This is a genomic window from Sphingomonas jeddahensis (assembly GCF_001981525.1).
GTDB lineage: Bacteria > Pseudomonadota > Alphaproteobacteria > Sphingomonadales > Sphingomonadaceae > Sphingomonas > Sphingomonas jeddahensis.
On sequence record NZ_MPSB01000009.1, the window covers coordinates 24,069 to 43,564 of the forward strand.

18 protein-coding genes and 1 tRNA gene are annotated in these 19,496 nt (G+C 66.9%); 6 read left to right on the forward strand and 13 right to left on the reverse strand.

The window, feature by feature from the left end; genetic code table 11:
• Window positions 1-65 precede the first annotated feature (65 nt).
• The 3 genes from SPHI_RS10320 to ispG form a co-directional block, all read right to left on the reverse strand.
• Window positions 66-1,640, reverse strand: coding sequence for an acyl-CoA dehydrogenase family protein (locus SPHI_RS10320; protein ID WP_076744859.1), 1,575 nt, complete (start codon window positions 1,638-1,640; stop codon window positions 66-68).
• Window positions 1,640-2,863 carry an acetyl-CoA C-acetyltransferase gene (locus SPHI_RS10325; RefSeq protein WP_076744860.1) on the reverse strand — a complete coding sequence of 408 codons (1,224 nt, stop codon included), beginning with the start codon at window positions 2,861-2,863 and terminating at the stop codon, window positions 1,640-1,642. The genes SPHI_RS10320 and SPHI_RS10325 overlap by 1 nt, the downstream gene beginning before the upstream one ends.
• Before the next feature lie 287 nt (window positions 2,864-3,150).
• Window positions 3,151-4,275, reverse strand: a complete 1,125-nt coding sequence (ispG, locus tag SPHI_RS10330; RefSeq protein ID WP_076744861.1) for a flavodoxin-dependent (E)-4-hydroxy-3-methylbut-2-enyl-diphosphate synthase — start codon at window positions 4,273-4,275, stop codon at window positions 3,151-3,153.
• A 70-nt stretch (window positions 4,276-4,345) separates the two neighbouring features.
• Between ispG and SPHI_RS10335 the strand changes: the two genes are divergently transcribed.
• Complete coding sequence (locus SPHI_RS10335) at window positions 4,346-4,867, forward strand: DUF1993 domain-containing protein (RefSeq protein ID WP_076744862.1); 522 nt, start codon at window positions 4,346-4,348, stop codon at window positions 4,865-4,867.
• Window positions 4,868-4,991: 124 nt separating this feature from the next.
• On the opposite strand, the gene SPHI_RS10340 is transcribed toward SPHI_RS10335, so the two are convergent.
• Window positions 4,992-5,081 (reverse strand) — tRNA-Ser (locus SPHI_RS10340).
• Window positions 5,082-5,259: 178 nt separating this feature from the next.
• Between SPHI_RS10340 and SPHI_RS10345 the strand changes: the two genes are divergently transcribed.
• Together SPHI_RS10345 and SPHI_RS10350 are read left to right on the forward strand one after the other, a co-directional pair.
• Window positions 5,260-6,045: a DUF1134 domain-containing protein gene (locus SPHI_RS10345; protein WP_076744863.1), complete on the forward strand. Its 786-nt coding sequence runs from the start codon at window positions 5,260-5,262 to the stop codon at window positions 6,043-6,045.
• A gap of 130 nt (window positions 6,046-6,175) precedes the next feature.
• Window positions 6,176-7,192, forward strand: a complete 1,017-nt coding sequence (locus tag SPHI_RS10350) for an LLM class flavin-dependent oxidoreductase (RefSeq protein ID WP_076744864.1) — start codon at window positions 6,176-6,178, stop codon at window positions 7,190-7,192.
• Between the two features lie 253 nt (window positions 7,193-7,445).
• On the opposite strand, the gene SPHI_RS10355 is transcribed toward SPHI_RS10350, so the two are convergent.
• A complete protein-coding gene (locus SPHI_RS10355; protein ID WP_076744865.1) occupies window positions 7,446-9,161 on the reverse strand; it encodes a class I adenylate-forming enzyme family protein in 1,716 nt (571 codons plus the stop codon).
• Window positions 9,162-9,253: 92 nt separating this feature from the next.
• Between SPHI_RS10355 and lgt the strand changes: the two genes are divergently transcribed.
• Window positions 9,254-10,129: a prolipoprotein diacylglyceryl transferase gene (gene lgt, locus SPHI_RS10360; RefSeq protein WP_076744866.1), complete on the forward strand. Its 876-nt coding sequence runs from the start codon at window positions 9,254-9,256 to the stop codon at window positions 10,127-10,129.
• Window positions 10,130-10,284: 155 nt separating this feature from the next.
• On the forward strand, window positions 10,285-10,539 hold the full coding sequence (locus SPHI_RS10365) for a hypothetical protein (protein WP_076744867.1): 255 nt from the start codon (window positions 10,285-10,287) through the stop codon (window positions 10,537-10,539).
• A gap of 311 nt (window positions 10,540-10,850) precedes the next feature.
• Here SPHI_RS10365 and SPHI_RS10370 read toward each other — a convergent pair whose 3' ends face one another.
• The 4 genes from SPHI_RS10370 to SPHI_RS10385 form a co-directional block, all read right to left on the reverse strand.
• Window positions 10,851-11,234, reverse strand: coding sequence for a hypothetical protein (locus SPHI_RS10370; RefSeq protein ID WP_076744868.1), 384 nt, complete (start codon window positions 11,232-11,234; stop codon window positions 10,851-10,853).
• Window positions 11,235-11,240: 6 nt separating this feature from the next.
• Window positions 11,241-12,890 (reverse strand): Na+/H+ antiporter, encoded by a 1,650-nt coding sequence (locus SPHI_RS10375; RefSeq protein ID WP_198927858.1) that lies wholly within the window; start codon window positions 12,888-12,890, stop codon window positions 11,241-11,243.
• 186 nt (window positions 12,891-13,076) lie between these two features.
• Window positions 13,077-13,850: an SDR family NAD(P)-dependent oxidoreductase gene (locus SPHI_RS10380; protein ID WP_076744869.1), complete on the reverse strand. Its 774-nt coding sequence runs from the start codon at window positions 13,848-13,850 to the stop codon at window positions 13,077-13,079.
• A 400-nt stretch (window positions 13,851-14,250) separates the two neighbouring features.
• Complete coding sequence (locus SPHI_RS10385) at window positions 14,251-14,553, reverse strand: hypothetical protein (RefSeq protein ID WP_076744870.1); 303 nt, start codon at window positions 14,551-14,553, stop codon at window positions 14,251-14,253.
• A gap of 348 nt (window positions 14,554-14,901) precedes the next feature.
• On the opposite strand from SPHI_RS10385, the gene SPHI_RS10390 reads away from it, so the two are divergent.
• The gene (locus tag SPHI_RS10390) at window positions 14,902-15,216 is read left to right on the forward strand and encodes a hypothetical protein (protein WP_144036187.1); all 315 of its coding nucleotides are present in this window, start codon (window positions 14,902-14,904) and stop codon (window positions 15,214-15,216) included.
• A 139-nt stretch (window positions 15,217-15,355) separates the two neighbouring features.
• On the opposite strand, the gene SPHI_RS10395 is transcribed toward SPHI_RS10390, so the two are convergent.
• The 4 genes from SPHI_RS10395 to egtD form a co-directional block, all read right to left on the reverse strand.
• On the reverse strand, window positions 15,356-15,703 hold the full coding sequence (locus tag SPHI_RS10395; protein WP_076744872.1) for a hypothetical protein: 348 nt from the start codon (window positions 15,701-15,703) through the stop codon (window positions 15,356-15,358).
• A 48-nt stretch (window positions 15,704-15,751) separates the two neighbouring features.
• The gene (locus tag SPHI_RS10400; protein WP_076744873.1) at window positions 15,752-16,327 is read right to left on the reverse strand and encodes a response regulator transcription factor; all 576 of its coding nucleotides are present in this window, start codon (window positions 16,325-16,327) and stop codon (window positions 15,752-15,754) included.
• Entirely contained in the window at window positions 16,324-17,946 is a 1,623-nt protein-coding gene (locus tag SPHI_RS10405) for a sensor histidine kinase (RefSeq protein ID WP_083719933.1), read from the reverse strand. The genes SPHI_RS10400 and SPHI_RS10405 overlap by 4 nt, the downstream gene beginning before the upstream one ends.
• Before the next feature lie 554 nt (window positions 17,947-18,500).
• Entirely contained in the window at window positions 18,501-19,478 is a 978-nt protein-coding gene (gene egtD, locus SPHI_RS10415; RefSeq protein ID WP_076744875.1) for an L-histidine N(alpha)-methyltransferase, read from the reverse strand.
• Window positions 19,479-19,496 lie beyond the last annotated feature (18 nt).

Consider the following 19,496-nt stretch of genomic DNA (forward strand, 5'->3'; position numbering starts at 1 on the left):
GCTGCCTTGCTGCGCCAGACGAAGAATCGGGACCCCGGATCAAGTCCGGGGTGACGAAGGGAGGCTCAATTTCGCGCCGACACCAGCCCGCGCGCGATCACCTGCGCCTGGATCTCCGCTGCCCCCTCAAAGATGTTGAGGATGCGCGCGTCGCACAGCACGCGGCTGATCTCGAATTCCAGCGCATAGCCGTTGCCGCCGTGGATCTGCAGCGAGGCATCGGCATTGCTCCATGCCGCGCGTGCGGCGAGGAGCTTCGCCATCCCCGCCTCGATGTCGCAGCGCTTGCCCGAATCCTTGGCGCGTGCCGCGGCATAGGTGAGCTCGCGCGCGGTGATCAGATCGACCAGGCTCATCGCGAGCTTGTCGGACACGCGCGGGAAGCCGATGATCGCGCGGCCGAACTGCTTGCGGTCGAGCGCATAGGCGAGCCCCAGCTCAAGCGCCCGCCGCGCCACGCCGACGGCGCGCGCCGCGGTCTGGATCCGCGCGCCCTCGAAGGTGCGCATCAGCTGCTTGAAGCCCTGGCCCTCCTCGCCGCCGAGCAGCGCGTCGTCGGGCGCCGCCATGCCATCGAACGACAGCGCATATTCGCGCATCCCGCGATAGCCGAGAACTTCAATCTCGCTCCCCGACATGCCGGGGGCGGGAAAGGGGTCGCCCTCCGTTCCGCGTGGCTTCGGCACCAGCAGCATCGAAAGGCCCGCATAGCCCTTGGCGTCGGGGAGCGTGCGGGCGAGCAGCGTCATCAGGTCCGACCGGGCGGCATGGGTGATCCACGTCTTGGCGCCGTCAATCCGCCAGCCGTCACCTTCGAGTCGCGCTCGCGTCTGCAGCGAGCCAAGGTCGCTGCCCACATCAGGCTCGGTGAACACCGCCGTCGGCAGCACCTCGCCGCTCGCGATGCGCGGCAGCCAGGCGGCCTTTTGCGCTTCCGTCCCCGACCCCGCGATCAGCTCACCCGCGATCTCGGACCGCGTGCCGAGCGACCCGGCCCCGATCCACCCGCGCGACAGTTCCTCGGTGACGATGCACATCACCAGCTTGGACAGGCCCAGCCCGCCATAGCTCTCCGGAATGCACACCCCGAACGTGCCGAGATCCGCCATCTTCGCCACCGTCGTGTCGGGGATCAGAGCGTTGGCGAGGTGCCAGCTATGCGCATGCGGGACGATCTCGGCGGCGGTGAAGCGGCGGAACTGGTCGCGAATCGCGTCGAGTTCTGGGTCGTGCAGCGTCTCGCTCGGCCATTCGCCAGCCGCGAGCCGATCGGCCAGCGCACGACGATCGGCCGCGGAATCGCGATCGAGCAGGTCCGCGCAGGCATCGGCGAGCGTGCGCGCCTCGGCGCCCAGCCCCAAGTCGGCCGGCCGGAACAGCTCGTTCTGCCCCATCGGCAGTCCGCCGACGAGCTGCGCCACGCCCTCCTGAAACGCCAGCCGCGCCACCAGCGTGTCGATCGGGCTGTCACTCGCCCATCCGTGCACCGCCTCCAGCGCCGCCACGGTGGTCGCGACCCAGGCGAAGCCATGGCCGGCGCGCTGCTCGGCATCGATCGGTGCCGCCTCCAGCCGCGCCGCCAGCGCCGCGCGGGCGTCGTCGCGATAGCGCTGCGCCGCCGCCAGCGCCGCCTGCAGCATCACGCGCGCTCGAAGATCGCGGCGATCCCCTGGCCGCCGCCGATGCACATCGTCTCGAGGCCATAGCGGCCGTCGCGGCGCACCAACTCGCGCGTCAGGTTGGCAAGGATCCGCCCGCCGGTCGCACCGATCGGGTGGCCGAGCGAAATGCCCGAGCCGTTGACGTTGAGGATGTCGTTGCGGCTGTCGTCCTTGCTCCAGCCCCAGCCCTTGAGCACCGCGAGAACCTGCGGCGCGAAGGCCTCGTTGAGCTCGACGAGGTCGATATCGTCCCAGCCGAGGCCGTTGCGCGAGAACAGCCGCTCGACCGCCGGCACCGGCCCGATCCCCATGCGCGACGGGTCGCACCCCGCCGCCGCCCAGGAATGGAACCACGCGATCGGCTCCAGCCCAAGTTCCTCCAGCTTGTCCTCGGCAACGACGAGGCAGGCGGCGGCGGCGTCGTTCTGCTGGCTGGCGTTGCCGGCGGTCACCACGCCGCCCTCCAGCGCGCGCAGCTTGCCCAGCGACTCCATCGTCGCGTCCGGGCGATAGCCCTCGTCGCGGTCGAAGATGATCGCCTCGCCCTTCTTCTGCGGCACCGCGACCGGCACCAGCTCGTCGGCGAACAGCCCCTTCTCCCACGCTGCGGTGGCGCGCTGGTGCGAGCGGACGGCATAGGCGTCGGCTTCCTCGCGGGTGATTTCGTAATCCTTGGCGAGATTCTCTGCCGTCTCGATCATGCCCGAGATGACGCCGAACCGCTCGACCGGCTGGCTCATCAGCCGCCCGCGCGTCAGGCGATCGTGCAGCGTCAGATTGCCGGCGCGCATGCCCTTGCGCACATCGGTGGTGTAATGTTCGACGTTGCTCATGCTCTCGCAGCCGCCAGCGACCACCACGTCGGACGCGCCGGTCTGCACCATCATCGCCGCATCGATCACCGCCTGAAGCCCGGAGCCGCAGCGGCGGTCGAGCTGATAGCCCGGCACCTCCAGCGGCAGCCCCGCGGCGAGCCACGACCAATGCCCGATCGCCGGCGCCTCGGCATTGCCATAGCCCTGCGCGAAGACGACGTCGTCGACGCGCGTCGGATCAATCTTCGTCCGCTCGATCAGCGCCTTGATGATCGTCGCGCCCAGCTGCCCCGCGCCGAGTGAGGACAGGCTGCCGCCGAACTTGCCGACGGCGGTGCGGATGGGCGCGACAATGGCGGCGCGGCGCAGTCCGGTGCTGGGGGTCATGGGCGTTAACTCCTGCAAGGCGGAGATGCGGCCGGGGATGGTGTTCCGCTCTCCTTGTTGGCGGCGGGCCTATCGGATGCCCCACCCGCTTTCAACAGCGAGGATTGGTTTTCAACGGGCTGAACTTCCCACCATTCCCGTCACCCCGGGCTTGCCCCGGGAGCCCGCTACCTTTCGCCCCGCCGAAAGAAGAAGCGGGACCCCGGATCAAGTCCGTGGTGACGAAGAAGGGAGGGCAAGCGCTCCCTCACCAACACCGCACGAAAGCACCACTTTCGTGCGCCAGGCTATTCCGCCGCCACTTTCGTCGCTTCGCCTGCAGCCTCAAGCTCCGCCGCCTTGGCCTCGACCAGCCGGACGATATGGTCGATCATCCCCTCGTCCTGCACGACATGGTCGGTCACACCCGACAGATACACCATATGCTTGCCATTGCCGCCGCCGGTGAGGCCAATGTCGGTCTCGCGCGCCTCGCCTGGCCCGTTGACAACGCAGCCGAGCACCGACAGCGACATCGGCGTGCGGATGTGCTGCAACCGTTCCTCCAGCGTCTGCACGGTGCGGATCACGTCAAAGCCCTGTCGCGCGCAGCTTGGGCAGCTCACCACGCGCACGCCGCGATTGCGGATTCCGAGCGCCTTCAGGATCTCGAACCCGACGCGCACTTCCTCTTCGGGCTCGGCCGAGAGCGAGACGCGGATCGTGTCACCGATGCCGTACCACAGCAGCGAGCCGATCCCGATCGCGCTCTTCACCGTGCCGCCGACGAACCCGCCCGCCTCGGTAATGCCCAGGTGAAGGGGGCAGTCCACCGCTTCGGCGAGCTGCTGGTACGCCGCGACCGCCAGGAAGATGTCGGACGCCTTTACCGCCACCTTGAACTCGTGGAAGTCGCGATCCTGCAACAGCTTGATATGGTCGAGCGCCGACTCGACCAAGGCTTCGGGGCAGGGCTCGCCATATTTCTCGAGCAGGTCCTTCTCGAGGCTCCCGGCGTTCACCCCGATGCGAATCGAGCAGCCATTGGCCTTGGCGGCGTTGACCACTTCGTTCACGCGATCGGCCGATCCGATGTTGCCCGGATTGATCCGCAGGCAGGCCGCGCCAGCGTCCGCCGCCTCCAGCGCGCGCTTGTAGTGGAAATGGATGTCCGCGACGATCGGCACGCGCGAGGCGCGCACGATCTGCTTCAGCGCAGCGGTCGAGGGCACGTCGGGGCAGCTGACGCGGATGATGTCGACGCCGGCGTCCTCGCAGCGCCGAATCTGGTCGATTGTGGCGCGCACGTCGTCGGTCGGCGTGTTGGTCATCGTCTGCACGGTGACGGGCGCATCGCCGCCGACGGGAACATTGCCGACCATGATCTGGCGGCTTTGGCGGCGGTGAATATCACGCCAGGGGCGGATCGACATCTAGGCTTCCTATCGGCTTTGCCGGGGATATAGCGTTGCGCGACCATAAACGGAAATTGGGGGCAGGACGATGACGCTTTCGCTTTATGACGCAGTGATCCCGTCGAATTTGCAGATCCTGGGTGCCGTCGATGCGCTGCTCGACAAGGCTGAGTCGTTTGCGGGCGATTGCGGGATGCTGCCGGCGGAGCTGATCGACGCGCGGTTGGCGTCCGACATGCTGCCCTTCGGCTATCAGGTGAAATCGTGTGCGGACCATTCGATCGGCGGCATCGAAGGGGTGCGCGGTGGAAACTTTTCGCCGAGCATGAAGCCTTGGCCGACTGGTTTCGCCGAACTTCACGCGCTGATCGGCGATGCGATCGCCACTTTGCAGGCCGTCGACCGTGCCGAATTCGACGCGCTGGCTGAACGCGAGACGCAGTTCTCGATGGGCGACCTGAAGCTGCCGTTCACCGGCGGACAGTTCCTGCTCTCCTTTTCGCAGCCCAACTTCTATTTCCACGCCACCACCGCCTATGCGATCCTGCGGGCGCAGGGCGTGCCGCTCGGCAAGAAGGATTTCCTGGGGAAGCTGCGCATCAAGCGATGAGCCGATCACCGGTTCGCACGCCAGAGTTCGGGCCGAGATCCATCGCGCTGCAGGCGCTGATCGCCAAGCCTACCGTGGGTGACAGGGGCGGCTTGGTAGATTCGCGCAGGAAAGACAGCGGAGGTGGCGGAGACGGAGGGATTCGAACCCTCGGTACGGTTTCCCGTACGACGCTTTAGCAAAGCGTTGGTTTCAGCCACTCACCCACGTCTCCGGGCCTGGCGGAAGCGCGGCTATAGCGAGGCGTGCGGGGTCGATCAACACTTGCCGGCATCATGCACGACGATTCACTCCGGCGCATGGTCGACTCCGCCCGCCGCGCCGTTCATTGCCGTGCAAGCTGGCACTTGTTTATAGTGCGCTGAAACGGGGCCTGCCCGGGGGAATGTACGATGCGCAAGTTCATGATCGCCATGGGGCTGATCGCCACAATGGTGAGCGGGGCCGCACCCGCGCAGGTCCGCACCATCGATCCCAATCAGTCGATCGACGGCGATCTCGATGGGCCGCGTGTCCCGCCGGCGCCGACACGCGCGCAGACGCCGGCCGAGACGTACCGCGAACCAACCTACACGCAGGACACGCCCGATCAGGACGCGCCGCCGCTGGAGGCGCCATTGCCCGCGCCTGTGCCCGCCCCGGCGCCCCGCACGCCCGGCGCGGAGGCACGCGCGGAAGCGACCACTGATGCCGCCACCACCTTCAAGCGCGACGATCTGATCGGTGCGGGCGAAGGCGTGTTCGGCAAGGGCGCCGAAGGCTTCGCCTCGATCATCGAAAAGATCCTGTCCGAACAGGGCGAGCCCAACGCCTATATCGCCGGCCGCGAGGCGGCAGGCGCGTTCGTCGTGGGGCTGCGCTACGGCTCGGGCATCATGACGCACAAGGTCGAGGGGCAAATGCCGGTCTATTGGACCGGGCCGTCGATCGGCTTCGACGTGGGCGGCGATGCCAACAAGGTGTTCGTGCTGGTGTACAACCTGTACGATACCGCCGATCTTTACCGCCGGTTCCCAGCTGCAGAGGGCCGGCTGTATTTCGTCGGCGGGTTTGCCGCGACCTACCTGCGGCGTGGCAATGTCGTGCTGATCCCGGTGCGGCTCGGTGTCGGTTATCGGGCGGGCGTCAACGTCGGCTATATGAAGTTCACCCAGAAATCGAACTGGCTGCCGTTCTGACGCGTCGACCGGCGGCAGGGCGGCGGTACGAAACGCAGCGTCTCCGTTCGCCGACTTGGTGCGGCGCGGCCGTCGCCCATATCATCCCCGAGATAGCTTGGCGCACCGGCGCCGGCACGAGGATGATTCCATGAAGAAGATCGGTTTTCTGTCCTTCGGCCACTGGTCGAACAGCGCGCATTCGGCGACGCGCTCGGCCAGCGACGTGCTGCTCCAGTCGATCGACCTAGCGGTGGCGGCGGAGGAATTGGGCGTGGATGGCGCCTATTTTCGGGTCCACCATTTCGCGCAGCAGCTCGCCTCGCCCTTTCCGCTGCTCGCCGCGGTGGGTGCGCGCACCAAGCGGATCGAGATCGGCACGGGCGTGATCGACATGCGCTACGAGAATCCGTTCTACATGGCGGAGGATGCCGGCGCCGCGGACCTGATCAGCGGCGGGCGGCTGCAGCTCGGCATCAGCCGCGGCTCGCCCGAGCAGGTGATCGAGGGCTGGCGCCACTTCGGCTATGTGCCCGCTGGGGGCGAAAGCGACGCCGACATGGGGCGGCGGCATGGCGAAGTGTTCTTCGAGCTGCTCAAGGGCCAAGGCTTCGCCCGGCCCAACCCGCGGCCGATGTTCCCCAACCCCCCAGGGCTGCTTAGGCTGGAGCCGTTCTCCGAAGGGCTGCGCGAGCGGATCTGGTGGGGCTCCGGCGCGGATGCCACCGCCGTGTGGGCGGCGAAGAAGGGCATGAACCTGCAAAGCTCCACGCTGAAGGCCGACGAGAGCGGCGAGCCGTTTCACGTTCAGCAGGCGAAACAGATCCGGGCCTATCGTGCCGCGTGGCAGGAAGCGGGGCACAAGCGCGAGCCCCGGGTGTCGGTGTCGCGGTCGATCTTTGCGTTGGTGAACGATCAGGATCGCGCCTATTTCGGGCGTGGCGACGACAGCGACCAGATCGGCGTGATCGACAATATGCGGGCGGTGTTCGGGCGTTCCTACGCCGCGGAGCCGGACCGGCTGATCGAGCAGTTGCGCGCTGATGAGGGGATTGCGGAGGCGGATACGTTGCTGCTGACGGTGCCCAACCAGCTCGGCGTGGATTACAATGCGCATGTGCTGGAGAGCATCCTGACGCAGGTGGCGCCGGCGCTCGGGTGGCGGTGACGGAACCACGCCCGTCATGCCAGGCTGGCCCCGGCATCCAGCCGTTTGCGAACCCTCCCGCCGGTGAATAGACGGCACCCTGGGTGCCGGCACAAGGCCGGCATGCGATAGGGACGCACCTTCGCTCAACACACCATCGTCATCCCGGGCTTGACCCGGGATCCATGGCTCCCGCGGGCGCTGGTGCTCGACAATGAGCGCCAGCGTTCGCGGCACGTCGGATCCCGGCGCGAGGCCGGAATGACTGACGGCCTTAGGCCGCCGCCGCGGCCTCCGTGGCCGCCAAGGCGCGGTACTTCGTCCGCAGGCTCACCTTGTCGATCTTCTCCGTACCCAGCCGGGGTAGCGCCTCATCGGCCAGCCAGATGCGCTGCGGCACCTTGAAGGCGGCGATATGCTGGGTCAGGAAGGCGCAGATATCGTCCACCGTCACAGCGCCCGGCGTTGACAGATGTACTACCGCGCCAGGCACTTCGCCGTAGCGCTCGTCCGGCAGGCCGAAGACAGCGGCTTCGGCGACGTCGGGATGCTGGTACAGCGCATCCTCCACCTCCTGACAGCTAATGTTTTCGCCGCCACGGATGATGATGTCCTTTTTGCGATCGACGATGAAGAGATAACCATCCTCATCGAGATAGCCGATGTCCCCGGTGCGGAAGTAACCATCGGCAGTGTAAGCCTCCGCGGTCGCTTCCGGCTTGCCCCAATATTCCTGGAAGCAGGCTACCGAACGAATCGCCACTTCGCCGCGCTCGCCCTGCGGCACGGGCGCCCCGGCATCGTCGAGGATCGCAAGATCGACCAGCGGCATCGAGGGACGCCCCGCGGAGTTCGGCTTGGCGAGGTAGTTGGTGCGCCAATTTCCGGTGCCGACGCCATTCGTCTCGGTCAGGCCATAGCCGATCAGCGGCTTGCCCTCCATTTCCTGCTCAATACGGTTGACGTGCTCGACCGGCCGTGGCGCGCCGCCGGCGGCGAAATCGGCGACGCTCGACAGGTCATACTGATGCCGGTTGGGGTGGTTGAGGATCTCGAAGCTCATCAGCGGCACGCCGACGAAATAGGTGATCTTCTCCCGATCCATCAGCCGCATCGCCTCTTCGGCGTTCCACTTGGGCATCAGCACCAGCTTGCGGCCAATGGCAAACGACTGGAGGAACACCGGCACTTCGGCAGTGACGTGGAACAGCGGCAGGTTGAGCAGCGTCGAGGGTTGATACTGGTTGGTCACCACGCCTTCCTGCGCACCGATCGCCATCATCATCAGCGCGGAGCCGAGATAGTTGAACACACCCTGCGTTACCTGGCGGTGGGTCGACAACGCGCCCTTCGACTGGCCGGTCGAGCCCGAGGTGAAGAGGATGGTGGCGTGATCGTCCGGGCCGACCTGCGGCAGATCGGCAGCGCCATCACCCACCTTGGCGAGGATCGGCGCAAGTGCGGCGTCGATCGGCTGGAGGTCGTCGAACTCGACCACCGTCGCCTTGAGTCCGGCAAGATCCGCGAGCCGCTTGCAGCGCGGCGGATCGGCGAAGACCAGGGTGCAGCCGACATCGTCGACGCCCGCCTGAAGCTCCTCCGACTGCCACCAGCCGTTGAGCAGCGTCGCAACGCCGCCGGCCATCAGGATGCCCATGTAGAGGACGATCCACGAGGTGGAGTTGCGTGCGGCGATGCCGACGCGGTCGCCCTTCTTCACGCCGAAACCGCCGACCAGCGCGGCCGCAACCTTCTCGGCACGAGCATAGACATCGGCGTAGGTCAGCCGCTCGTCGCCCGAGACCAGGAATTCGGTAGCGGCATGCTGCTGCGAATAATGCGCGAAATAGGCCGGCAGCGTCGGCGGCGCGCCCGCGATCATCGGCAGCGTCTGGCCGAACCGTTCGGTCGTACCGAGCGCAAGCGGACCGCCCTCTCCCGTCAACGCGGCCATGGTCGCGTCCATCTTGAGGTCCAGTTCGGTCTTCATTCTTCTCTCCGCTTGGTCTTGGTCTTGGTCTTGGCCTTTGGCACCCTTATGGAGGCGTGACGCCGAAGGGAAAAGCCTTGATCCTGCCTCAAATGATTGCTGCCGCGGCAGCCGCTGGCCACATTCGCTTCGAGGACCTGGGGCTGCACCCGGATGTCTTCTCGATCGGCTTCTTTACGCTGCGCTGGTACAGCCTGGCCTATATCGCCGGCATCGTCATCGGTTGGTGGTATCTGCTCAAATTGCTCGACCAGCCAGGCGCGCCGATGGCGCGGCGGCATGCTGACGATCTGGTCTTCTATGCCACGCTCGGCATCATCCTGGGCGGGCGGGTCGGCTATGTGCTGTTCTACGCGCCCGACATGATCCTGCACCCGTTGCGGATCTTCAGGCTGTGGGATGGCGGCATGAGTTTCCACGGTGGGGTGATCGGCACCAGCCTGGCGATCATCCTGTTCGCGCGAAAGAACGGGCTCAACTGGCTGCGCATCCACGATTACGTCGCCTGTGTGGTGCCGTTCGGCCTGTTCTTCGGTCGGCTGGCGAATTTCGTGAACGGCGAATTGTGGGGCAAGCCCGCGAACCTTCCCTGGGCCATTGTGTTCGACCGTACGGTGCCGACGGGCGTGCCCGAGCCGGCGCGCCACCCGAGCCAGCTCTATGAGGCGGGGCTGGAAGGGATCGCCCTGTTCACGTTGCTGTGGTTCTTCTTCTGGCGGACCAATGCGCGGTATCAGCCCGGCAAGCTGACCGGGCTGTTCCTGCTCGGTTACGGCCTGGCGCGGTTCACCGTGGAATTCTTCCGCGAGCCGGATTCGCAATTCGCCGGCACGATCTTCGCGACGACGATCCATATGGGGCAAGTGCTGTGCCTGCCGATGATCGCGGGCGGCCTGTACCTGATCGCCACCGCGCCGCGGCGGCGCGAGCGGGTAGAGCCGATCGCGGGCGGCACCAGCGTGGCGTAGCGAGCGGCAGGCACTTCGCCCGGACTGGCTGGGCAGTAGGGTGCGGTCTGAAGGGCACAGTGGTGCACAAAATCGTGCGGTGATGGGTCTTCTGCGCGCTTCCGTCGTTACACCGGCGCGTCGCACGGGCGACGCTGGTGGATTGGAGACTGGGAATGGTTCCAAAATTTCTTAGTGGGCTGGCGGCAAGCGCGCTTGTCCTTGCGCCGGTCGCGGCATCGGCGGCACCGGCGGCCTCGCCGGCCTCGAAGCTGTCGGTCGCCAAGTCGGTGCGCGCCGGGACGCCCACCAACAAGGCCGATCGGCTCGCAGGCGGTGCGATTCTGCCGGCCCTGCTGGCCGCCGTGATTGTCGCTGGTGGCATCTATCTCGTCGTTGATGACAATGACGATGATTCCGACAGCAACTGACCGGTAGCGGCGGGCTCCCGGCCGCCGCCCGCGCGCCGTCTGCCTCTACGGGGGTAAACGCCGGACGAGCGGATGGTTGGCGCTGGTCAGGCACCGACCGGAGGCGCTTGCGCAGGCGGCGCGTCATGTGGCGCTTTCAGCCTGTCTGCTCGCGCCTACCGTGCCGCGCTACACCAGCTACCCCGCCGCGGCCGGGTTCTGCCCTTCGGGCAGTGACAGGGACATGGCGGCGGCCCTCGATGTGATCGAGCCGGACGCCGCAGCTAACGCGTCGCCGTTCGGTGGATTGCTGTTCTGCCAGTCCGTTCCCGTCAATCGCCTTGCGCGAGGATGGCGGCGATGTCGTCGACCGGCACGTCGAATGCTGCGGCGATGCCGGCGGGCGAGGCGCCGCGCTGCGCGAGGGCGCGAACGCGATCGGGGTTGAGGATCATCGCGTAGCCGCTCGTATCGCGTTGTTCGCGCACGATGTCCTTGCGCCCGGAGCCGCGACAGCGTTGCGCGGCGGCGCGATGTGGATCGCTGGCAGCCAGCTCGGCATCGGCCTGCCGCTTGGCCTGGCGCGCGGCTTCGCGTTCACGTGCCTGTGCCTCGCGGGCCGCGGCGCGCGCTTCCAGGCGGGTAAAGGTGGCGTCGGTGCGCGTCGGCGGCGCGGAGGGAAGTGGTGGGGGGCTGCCCCAGCTTTTGTGGACCATGTGTTATCAGGCTTCGAGGCGGGTGAGGCGCGCTTCGACGAGGTCGAGATCGCGGCCGAGCTGGTCGGCGAGGCTTAGGCCGACCTCGCGCCGCTGCGCAAGGTCGAGCAACGTGCGGCGCTCGGCGCGGACGCCTGCCAAGTGCAACTTGCGTTCGATGACACGCGCTTGCGCCTGTTCGTCCCGATGTCCCTGGTCGGCGCCGATGCTGTCGATCCGTTCGCGATATTGCGCCATCAGCCGGGCGGCGACATCGGTGTACCGATCGGCATCGTCGCCGTCTCCGCACAATTCGTGCTGAGCGCGTTCGATTTCGGCGATCGCCGCCTTGGCGGTCAGCGTGCGTACTCGGTCGCGCTCTGCCGCTGCGCCTTCCTCGGGTGGCAGGCGCAGGTTGCGGAGCGACAGCGGCAGGCCGACGGCGGCGATGATCAGCGAAGCGAGGATCACGCCCGAAGCGAGCAGGATGACGAGATCGCGCGCCGGAAAGGGCGTGCCGTCGGGCATCGCAAGCGGCAGCGTCAGGGCGCCGGCGAGAGTGATCGCGCCGCGCGCGCCGGCGACCGACATGGCGGCGACCACCCGGCGCGGAGGGCTGGCCGCCGCGTCATTCCCCTGCCGGCGTGCGCGAAAAAGCGTGAGTTTCAGCGAAACCCATACCCACAAGTAACGAAGCGCGGCGAGCACGGCGACGATGGCGGCGACATAAACGAGCAACCACCAGCGATTGTCGTGCCCGGTGCCGGCCAGCGCTGCGGCCGCGCCTTCGAACAGGCTGGGCAATTGTTCGCCGAGCAGCACGAAGATGACGCCGTTCAGGGTGAATTGCAGCATGTCCCACACCGCGCGGCGGCGGATGCGGGTGGCGGCACCAACGGCGGTGCTGGTGCCGACGAACGTCATGGCGATGCCGGCCGCGGCGGCGGCGAGCACGCCCGAGGCATGGACATGTTCGGCCGCCAGATAAGCGCCGAACGGGATCAGCAGGCTGACCAGCACGTTGGACCCGACATCGTCGCCGAAATGGCGTGCCACCAGGAACTTGCCGTTGATCGCCAGCCAGGTGACGCCGACACCAGCGGCGACGCCGCCCAGCGCCATCCAGGCAAAGGTGCCAAGCGCCGCAGGGAGCGAGAAGACCCCGCTCAACGCAGCGGCGATCGCGAAGCGGAGGCAGACCAGGCCCGACGCATCGTTGAGCAACGATTCCCCCTCCAAGATATGCATCATTCGGTTGGGAATCGACACCTTTTGCGCAACGGCGCCGACCGCGATCGGATCGGTGGGCGAGACCACGGCGGCGAGCGCAAAGGCGACGGCCAGCGGCATGGCGGGGATCAGCCAGTGGATGAACAGGCCGAGCCCAAGCACCGTGAGGAAGACCAGGCCGAGCGCCAGGCCAAGCACAGCCCCGGCATCGCGGAACAACTCGTCCTTGGGAATGCGCCAGCCGTCGAGGAACAGGAGCGGCGGGACCAGCAGAAGGAAGAAGAGTTCGGGATCGAGCTCAACCTTGATGCCTGCCGCCGTGCCGATCAGCGCGCCGAGCCCAATCTGGACCAGCGGGCGCGGCAGCGCGGCGGGCAACACACGCGACAGCACGCCACTGACCACCACTGCGAGCAGCAGAAACAGGCAAAGGGTGACGATCTCCAAACGTGCTTCTCCTCCTGCGTGCCCCGGATGGGGGTGAGCCGCGTGCCACGACAAATCGGATCGGGGTGCGGCCAAGTGGCTGCGTCGTGGCGGCTCATTGCCGCGGGCACGGTCCCGCCGGGGCACGTGTGGTCGAGAACGCGCCGGATGACCACCCTATTTGACGCGCGATTTAGCTGTGCGCGATCACCGGTCCTGCCCGCCGTCGACAGGCAGGATTGCGCCGGTGATGAAGCTGGCTATCGGGCTGAGCAGGAACGCCGCCGCGCGGCCGATTTCCTCGGGGCGGCCGAAGCGCTGCATCGGGACTTCGCGACGAATCCAGCGCCACCAGGACTCGGCACGCGCGCCAGTCGATCGTTCTTCCCAGTCGCCCCCGGGGAAGATGATGTTGCCAGGTGCGATCGTGTTGACGCGCACGCCGCTCGGCCCGGCAATCACCGCCAGTTCCTTGGCGAGATGCCCCATCGCGGCCTTGGCGGTGCCGTAGGTGAGCGGCGTGCCCTTGGCAGCAAGGCCGGCGATCGAACCGATCATCAGCACCGATCCTTCGCCACGCGCCGTCATGCGGCGCAACGCCGAGCGGGCGAGGAAGAAGGCGGAATCGAGGTTTTGCGCCATACCGCCCCGCCATGCTGAATCGGATACGTCGAAGCCGGGCGGGCAGGGGTGAAGACCGACGTTGGCGACGGCGCCCCACAATGGACCAAGCGCGGCCTCGGCGGTGGCCATTGTTTCCTCCACCACAGCCGGATCAGTCATGTCTCCCGCGGTGCTCCACACCGCTTCGGCGCCGAAGCGATGGGCGAGATCGGCGTGTGTCGCGGCCAGCGCCGGCGCCCCGCGGGCGGTGAGCGCGACTCGTGCCCCTTCGGCCAAGCATGCCTCGACGATTCCGAGCCCGATGCCGCGGCTACCGCCGGCAACGAAAATCGTTTTTCCCGCAAGTTCGAGGTCCATGGTTCATCCGCTCCCGACAAGGCTTTGTTGTTACCCGGCTTTATGCTGCAACCACACGTGAGGCGCTTCTTTTGCGCCACGCGAGCATAAGAACTGGGGAACCGAGACAGCGCAAGCCGAACTGCTCGCCTGCTGTCTGGCGGGTCAGGGTGACCCATCATCACTCCGCGATGACATCTTCTGCCACCGGTTGGGCGCAAGCGGCGCGAGATCGCCGGCAGCCATCTGCTTGACCTGACGCACCCGCTAGACCGGCGGCTGAACGGCGTTCTGCCTAGTTGGCGGCGAAAGGCGGCGGCGCCTTGTCGATCACCAAGCATGTGCTGATCGTGACGTTGGATCTTGAAGGAGGGGCTCAAACTACGGCCTACTTTCGCAAGCCGCGGCCGGGCACGGCACCCTAGCGGCGCTGACGACGGATGCGCAGGCCGACGAACAGCACGACCGGCCAGAACAAAGTGTTGGCCGTATCCCCGATCGTGTCCGGCCAGCGCCATGATCCATGATTGTACCGATCGATACATTCGTTGAGCAACTGAAGCGCAATGACGCAGGCGAGCGGGACGGGGGTGGCGAGCGAGCGACGGGTGATCAGCCGTGCGAGAAGAAGCACCGCCATGCCGCCATGGACATGAGCGAGCGCATCGGTGTTCGCCGGCGTGATCAGCGAAGCGACGAAATTCTTCAGGGCCACATAGTCCATGCCGCGCTTCTGGGCCGGACATACGGCATCTGCAACAAGCGAGCGTGGCAAGCGACCGCCTGTGCGCTGCCGTTCTACACAGTGCGTGCCGACGGAGGGCTGGGCGCTCCGGGTGCTTACGCGATGCCTGCGCCTGGGAAGATCATGCGATGACGCCTGAATGCGGGTGAAGAAACGCGGGCGATGACGCGAACAGGCATGGTCGCATGCGGTGTGTGCACATGAAGTAGATCAATTCAGAGAGATATGTGAACGGATAGTTCATGCAGTTGGATTGGAACCTACCTGTTACGCGCGCCGTTTTGAGAACCTGTAGAAATGGTAAGCGGAGTAAGGCGTATGAAAACCATGGCTGCACTGGCCATCGCCGGCCTGACGATTGTGGTTGCGGCACCGGCATCGGCCGACCGCATTGGTGGATCTCGCGCGGAGATCTATAGCGATAGCAACTCGCACTATCTCGACTATAAGACTGACCTGAGTGAGGCGCGGCGCGAATTGCGGAAGGATCTGGCGCGGGCCGACGATCCCGCCGATCGAATCGATGCCTGGGCCGAATATAGGCGCGAGGTCGCCGACGCGCGTCATGACTTCCGGAAGGAGATGGCGGAGCGTGGCGTGATCGTCCGCGGGCGGCCTAGCGTGAGTGTGGAGCCTTATTGATCGGGCGCGGCTGCTAGCAAGCGCCGCGACGCGTCCAGAGACGCTTTACGCCGGTAGATTCCGGCAACCGGACGGGGCGAGGCACGGTGGCGTGTGCCCGTCCTCGTCGGTTGCTTCGGGCCCGAGCGTCACGACGTGCTCAAGCCTCACCGTTGCCGACCCGCCAGCCGTCCCAGGCGAGCAGGACGGCGCGGCCCTCGGCATACCCGTCCTCGTGGGTGTCGAGCGCTTCTAGATCGGCGCGGCGGCGGTCGATCATCGCCAGCCATTTGGCGCGTACTGCCGGCACGCGATCGGGCAGTAGATAGCGATGCCACAGCCGTGCCACCCGCCGATCGCGCCACAGTCGCTCTAGCGCCGGCCGGATTGCCTCGGCGGGCACGCTCGGCGCGCGGCGGCGCAGCTCGCCGACTAGGTGAGAAGGATAGATTTCGGTGCGCTCGGCCAGCACGCCGAGGATTGCGAGTTCAGTCAGGGCGTCACGCATGCGTTGTTGCTGAGTGTGAGGTGCGACGGAAACGGTCATGAGTCTGTCTCATTTGGTAAGAGCGATAAGTTGAGCGAGGCCGTTGGCGCCGGTCTTGGCGAGCACGGCCGCGCGATGGTCCTCCACCGTCTTGGGGGACAAGCCGAGCCGGTCGGCCACCACCTTGTTGGGATGGCCCTGCACCAGCAGATCGAACACCTGACGCTCGCGCGGCGTAAGGTTGGCGGTCCGCGCATGAGCGGTGCGCCGCGCCTTGCTCCAAGCGACGCCCTCCGTCACCGCAGCGAGTAGGCGATCCTCGTCGATCGGTTTTTCCAGATAATCTAGCCCACCGTAGCGGCGCACGGAATCGACCGCGTTGGCAGTGGTCGGCCAGGCCGTCATGAACACGATCGCCACGCCATCGTCGATTGCGCGTACCCGATCGGCAAAGGCGAAGCCGTCCAAATCGCCCATCATCACGTCGGTCACGATGCAATGCGCCGGCGCGATGTCATAGACGGCGAGCAGCGCGGCGGGATCGACGAAGGGCTCGGCGGCAAAGCCGTGGCGGCGAAGAAGGCGCGCGACGCTGGCCCCGAGATCGGGATCGTCATCCACCACATGGACGATCGGGTCGTTCATGGTCGGTCTCCGATAAGCGGAAGGGCAATGGTCGCGCGCACCGTGCCGGCTGGATCGGTGATGCGCGCCAGCGTGCCGCCATGTGCTTCCACGATCGCACGTGCCACCAGGGTGCCGACGCCCATGCCAGGCTGAGGCGGCTGATCCGGCGCGCAGTGGTTGAGCACGGTAAGCGTCGCGTTCGTGCCCTCCCGCGCAGCAGTCAGCGTGACTTCGCTACCCGCCCCGCACGCCTGCGCGGCGTTGCGAAGGAGGTTCATCAGCGCCTGGGCGAGTTCGACCTCCTGCCCTAGCACGACGAGATCGCCGTCCACGGTCCCCACCGCCAGCCCGACCCCCGCGGCGGACAGTTCGGGGCGGGCGAGCGCGAGCACGCTTTCCATCAGGATGCTGATCGGCAGCGGCGTCGGTTCATCCACCGCGCGCCCGCCATAGCGGCGCAGGCGGCGGACCAGATCCGACAGCTGCGTTGCCTTGGCGTGGATCAGCGCGGCAGTGGCGGCGACCTCAGGCGGGGTGTCACGCGCGGATTCGTGCAAGTGGCGCGCTTCGATCGACAGCGTCGAGAGCGGCTGCGAAATCTCATGGATTACTGCGACCGACATGGCGCGCAATGTCTTGAGCCGTTCGGCCTGGAACAGCAGCCGGTCGCGCCGGGCAAGATCGTCGCGGGCGCGCGCCTGCGCGTCGGCGAAGCTGCCGGCGAGATAGCCGGTGACGACGATCGTCGCGAGGCCAAGATGCAGCTGGAGCCGGGCGGGCGTAGTCATGTCGTTGGCCGAAATCGGCAGAACGATCGCGGCGACCAGCAGCAGCGCGCTCCAGGCGCCGACCCGGCCTGAACGCAGCCCGATCCAGGCGATCGCGACCAGCACCGGCGCGGGTTGCAGGCCAAGGTCGATCCAAGCGAGCCCGGCGCCGATCGCTAGCCCAACGGCGAGCACCCCGGCAGCCTCCATCAACAGCGCCATGCGCGGGGCGCGGAGCGGCGCGCGCTGGCGGCCGCTCAGCCGGTCCACCGCCCACAACAGCGGCGGGGCAACCAACAGCACGCCGAGCAGATCGCCGATCGCAAAGGCGTTGAGCGACAGCACCATGGCCTGCACATCGGTGATGCCGGTGAGATCGGGCCGCAGCAGCGCCTGCGGAACGGCAGCAAGCGCGGCAGCGACCGGCGCCAGCACGCTGGCGAGCGCGAACGGCATGGGCGCGGTGAACAGCGCGCCACCGCGACCGGCACGGCGCGACAGTTGTTGGCGGATTGCGAACACGGTGACACCATAGGCGATCACCGGGCGAACCGCGCCAAACACCGCCAGCGGCCAATCGGGCGTGGTCACCACCACCGCACCGGTGGCGAGATCGACGGCGAGCTCGACCAGCGCGATCGGCAAGGTGAACCGCGCGCCCACGCGCCACAGCAGCGCAAGGCGAAGGCCGGCGGCAGGAAACCATAAGGAATAATAGCCGTGGCCGCCCCAGGCAGCCGCAAGCCGGTGCGTCAGGACGAAGCCAAGCGCGTAGAGCGCCAGCAGCATCGCCGCGCGTGCATAGCGTTCCGCCGTGCGCGACGTGGGTGCCTGTCGCGATAGCGCGTGATCGAGCGAATGGCTGGCCATCGTGTTATCGGTGTCTGCGGGCCGGCGGCGGGGCCGACAAGCCGGGAAATACCCGGTGATGGCGGTGGCTACCGGGTTTTTCCCGGATGGCGCGCAAGCCCGGGAACGGCTGGAGCAGGCCTCGCGCGCTGGCGAAATGCCAAGCGGGGCGCGGATGGGCGGGCTGTTCAAGGGAGTCGGTTTCGCCACCCGCGGCGCGGTGCCGGGCGAACGGGGGGCGGCACCGTGCCAAGCGGTCGCTCTGAGCACATGCGACGAGGACGAATGATCGGTTCCGCTGTCAGGGAAGGGGGCGCGCCTCTGCGGTCGCCCGTGTTGTCGCTCTTCCCGCTGAGCGATCCCCAATCCTTCCCGTCGATCGATGAAGGCTATTGTCGTCGTCCTTTTGCCGACATAGCCGCCGCCGGCCTTCTATACTCGGTTGCAGCAAGCTGCCCCGCGCGGGCGAACATTCGCCCTTGCGCCCGCCTTGGTGTCGGCGGTGGCCTCGGCCTTCACCTTTTCACACACAGCTTGGGATCGTCATGTTCGGCGGTGTCGCTCATCGGTCGATTCTAAGGGGCGGGGCGCTCTGCCTGTGCCTGGGCGAGGTAAACCGCGAACAGGCCCTTGGGGTCGGTCCATTCGGCGATGGGTGTCCACCCACCGGCGCGCAACAGGATGCGAGCATCGCGGGGGCCATATTTGTGGCTGTTCTCGGTGTGGATCGTTTCCCCTGCGACGAGGGTGAACGGCTGACCTTCGACGGTGAAGGAGACGTCGCGCGTCGCCTCCAGGTGCATTTCGATGCGGGCGCGCTCGTCGTTCCAGATCGCGCGATGGCGGAAGGCTTCGATCGGAATCGTGCCGTCAAGCTCGCGGTTGATCCGGGCAAGAAGGTTGCTGTTGAACGCCGCAGTGACGCCGGCCGCATCGTCATAGGCGCGTTCGAGGACGGCGACGTCCTTGATCCGGTCCATGCCGATCAGGAGGTGCGCGCCCAGGCCCAGCGAGGCGCGCATGGCGCGAAGCAGATCCACCGCGGCGTGGGGAATGAGGTTGCCGATCGTCGAGCCGGGAAAGAAACCGAGCTTCGGAGCGGCCGCTATCGTCCTGGGCAGGCTCAGCGCGCGGGTGAAATCGGCTTCAAAGGGGAGGACGAACAGATCGGGGTATCGCGCTGACAGCGCGCGCGACGAATCGCGCAGGAAATCGCCGGAGATATCGATCGGGACATAAGCGGACGGTTTGATCGCATCGAGGACGAGCGGGGTTTTGGTGGAGGAGCCGGAGCCGAATTCGACCAGTGCCGATCCTGCGGCAACGAGCGCCGCAAGCTCGGGGGCGATCTGCGCAAGGATGCCGGTTTCGGCACGAGTGGGGTAATATTCGGGCAGGCCGGTGATCTGTTCGAACAGTTCGGAGCCGCAGCGATCGTAGAACCAGCGCGCAGGGATCGCGCGCGGGCGCCGATCAAGGCCGTTCAGCACGTCAGCGCGGAATCGTGGATCGGCGAGCGATGCCTGGCCACCTTTGACCTCCTGCTTCAGCATCGTGGCTCTTTCATGCTC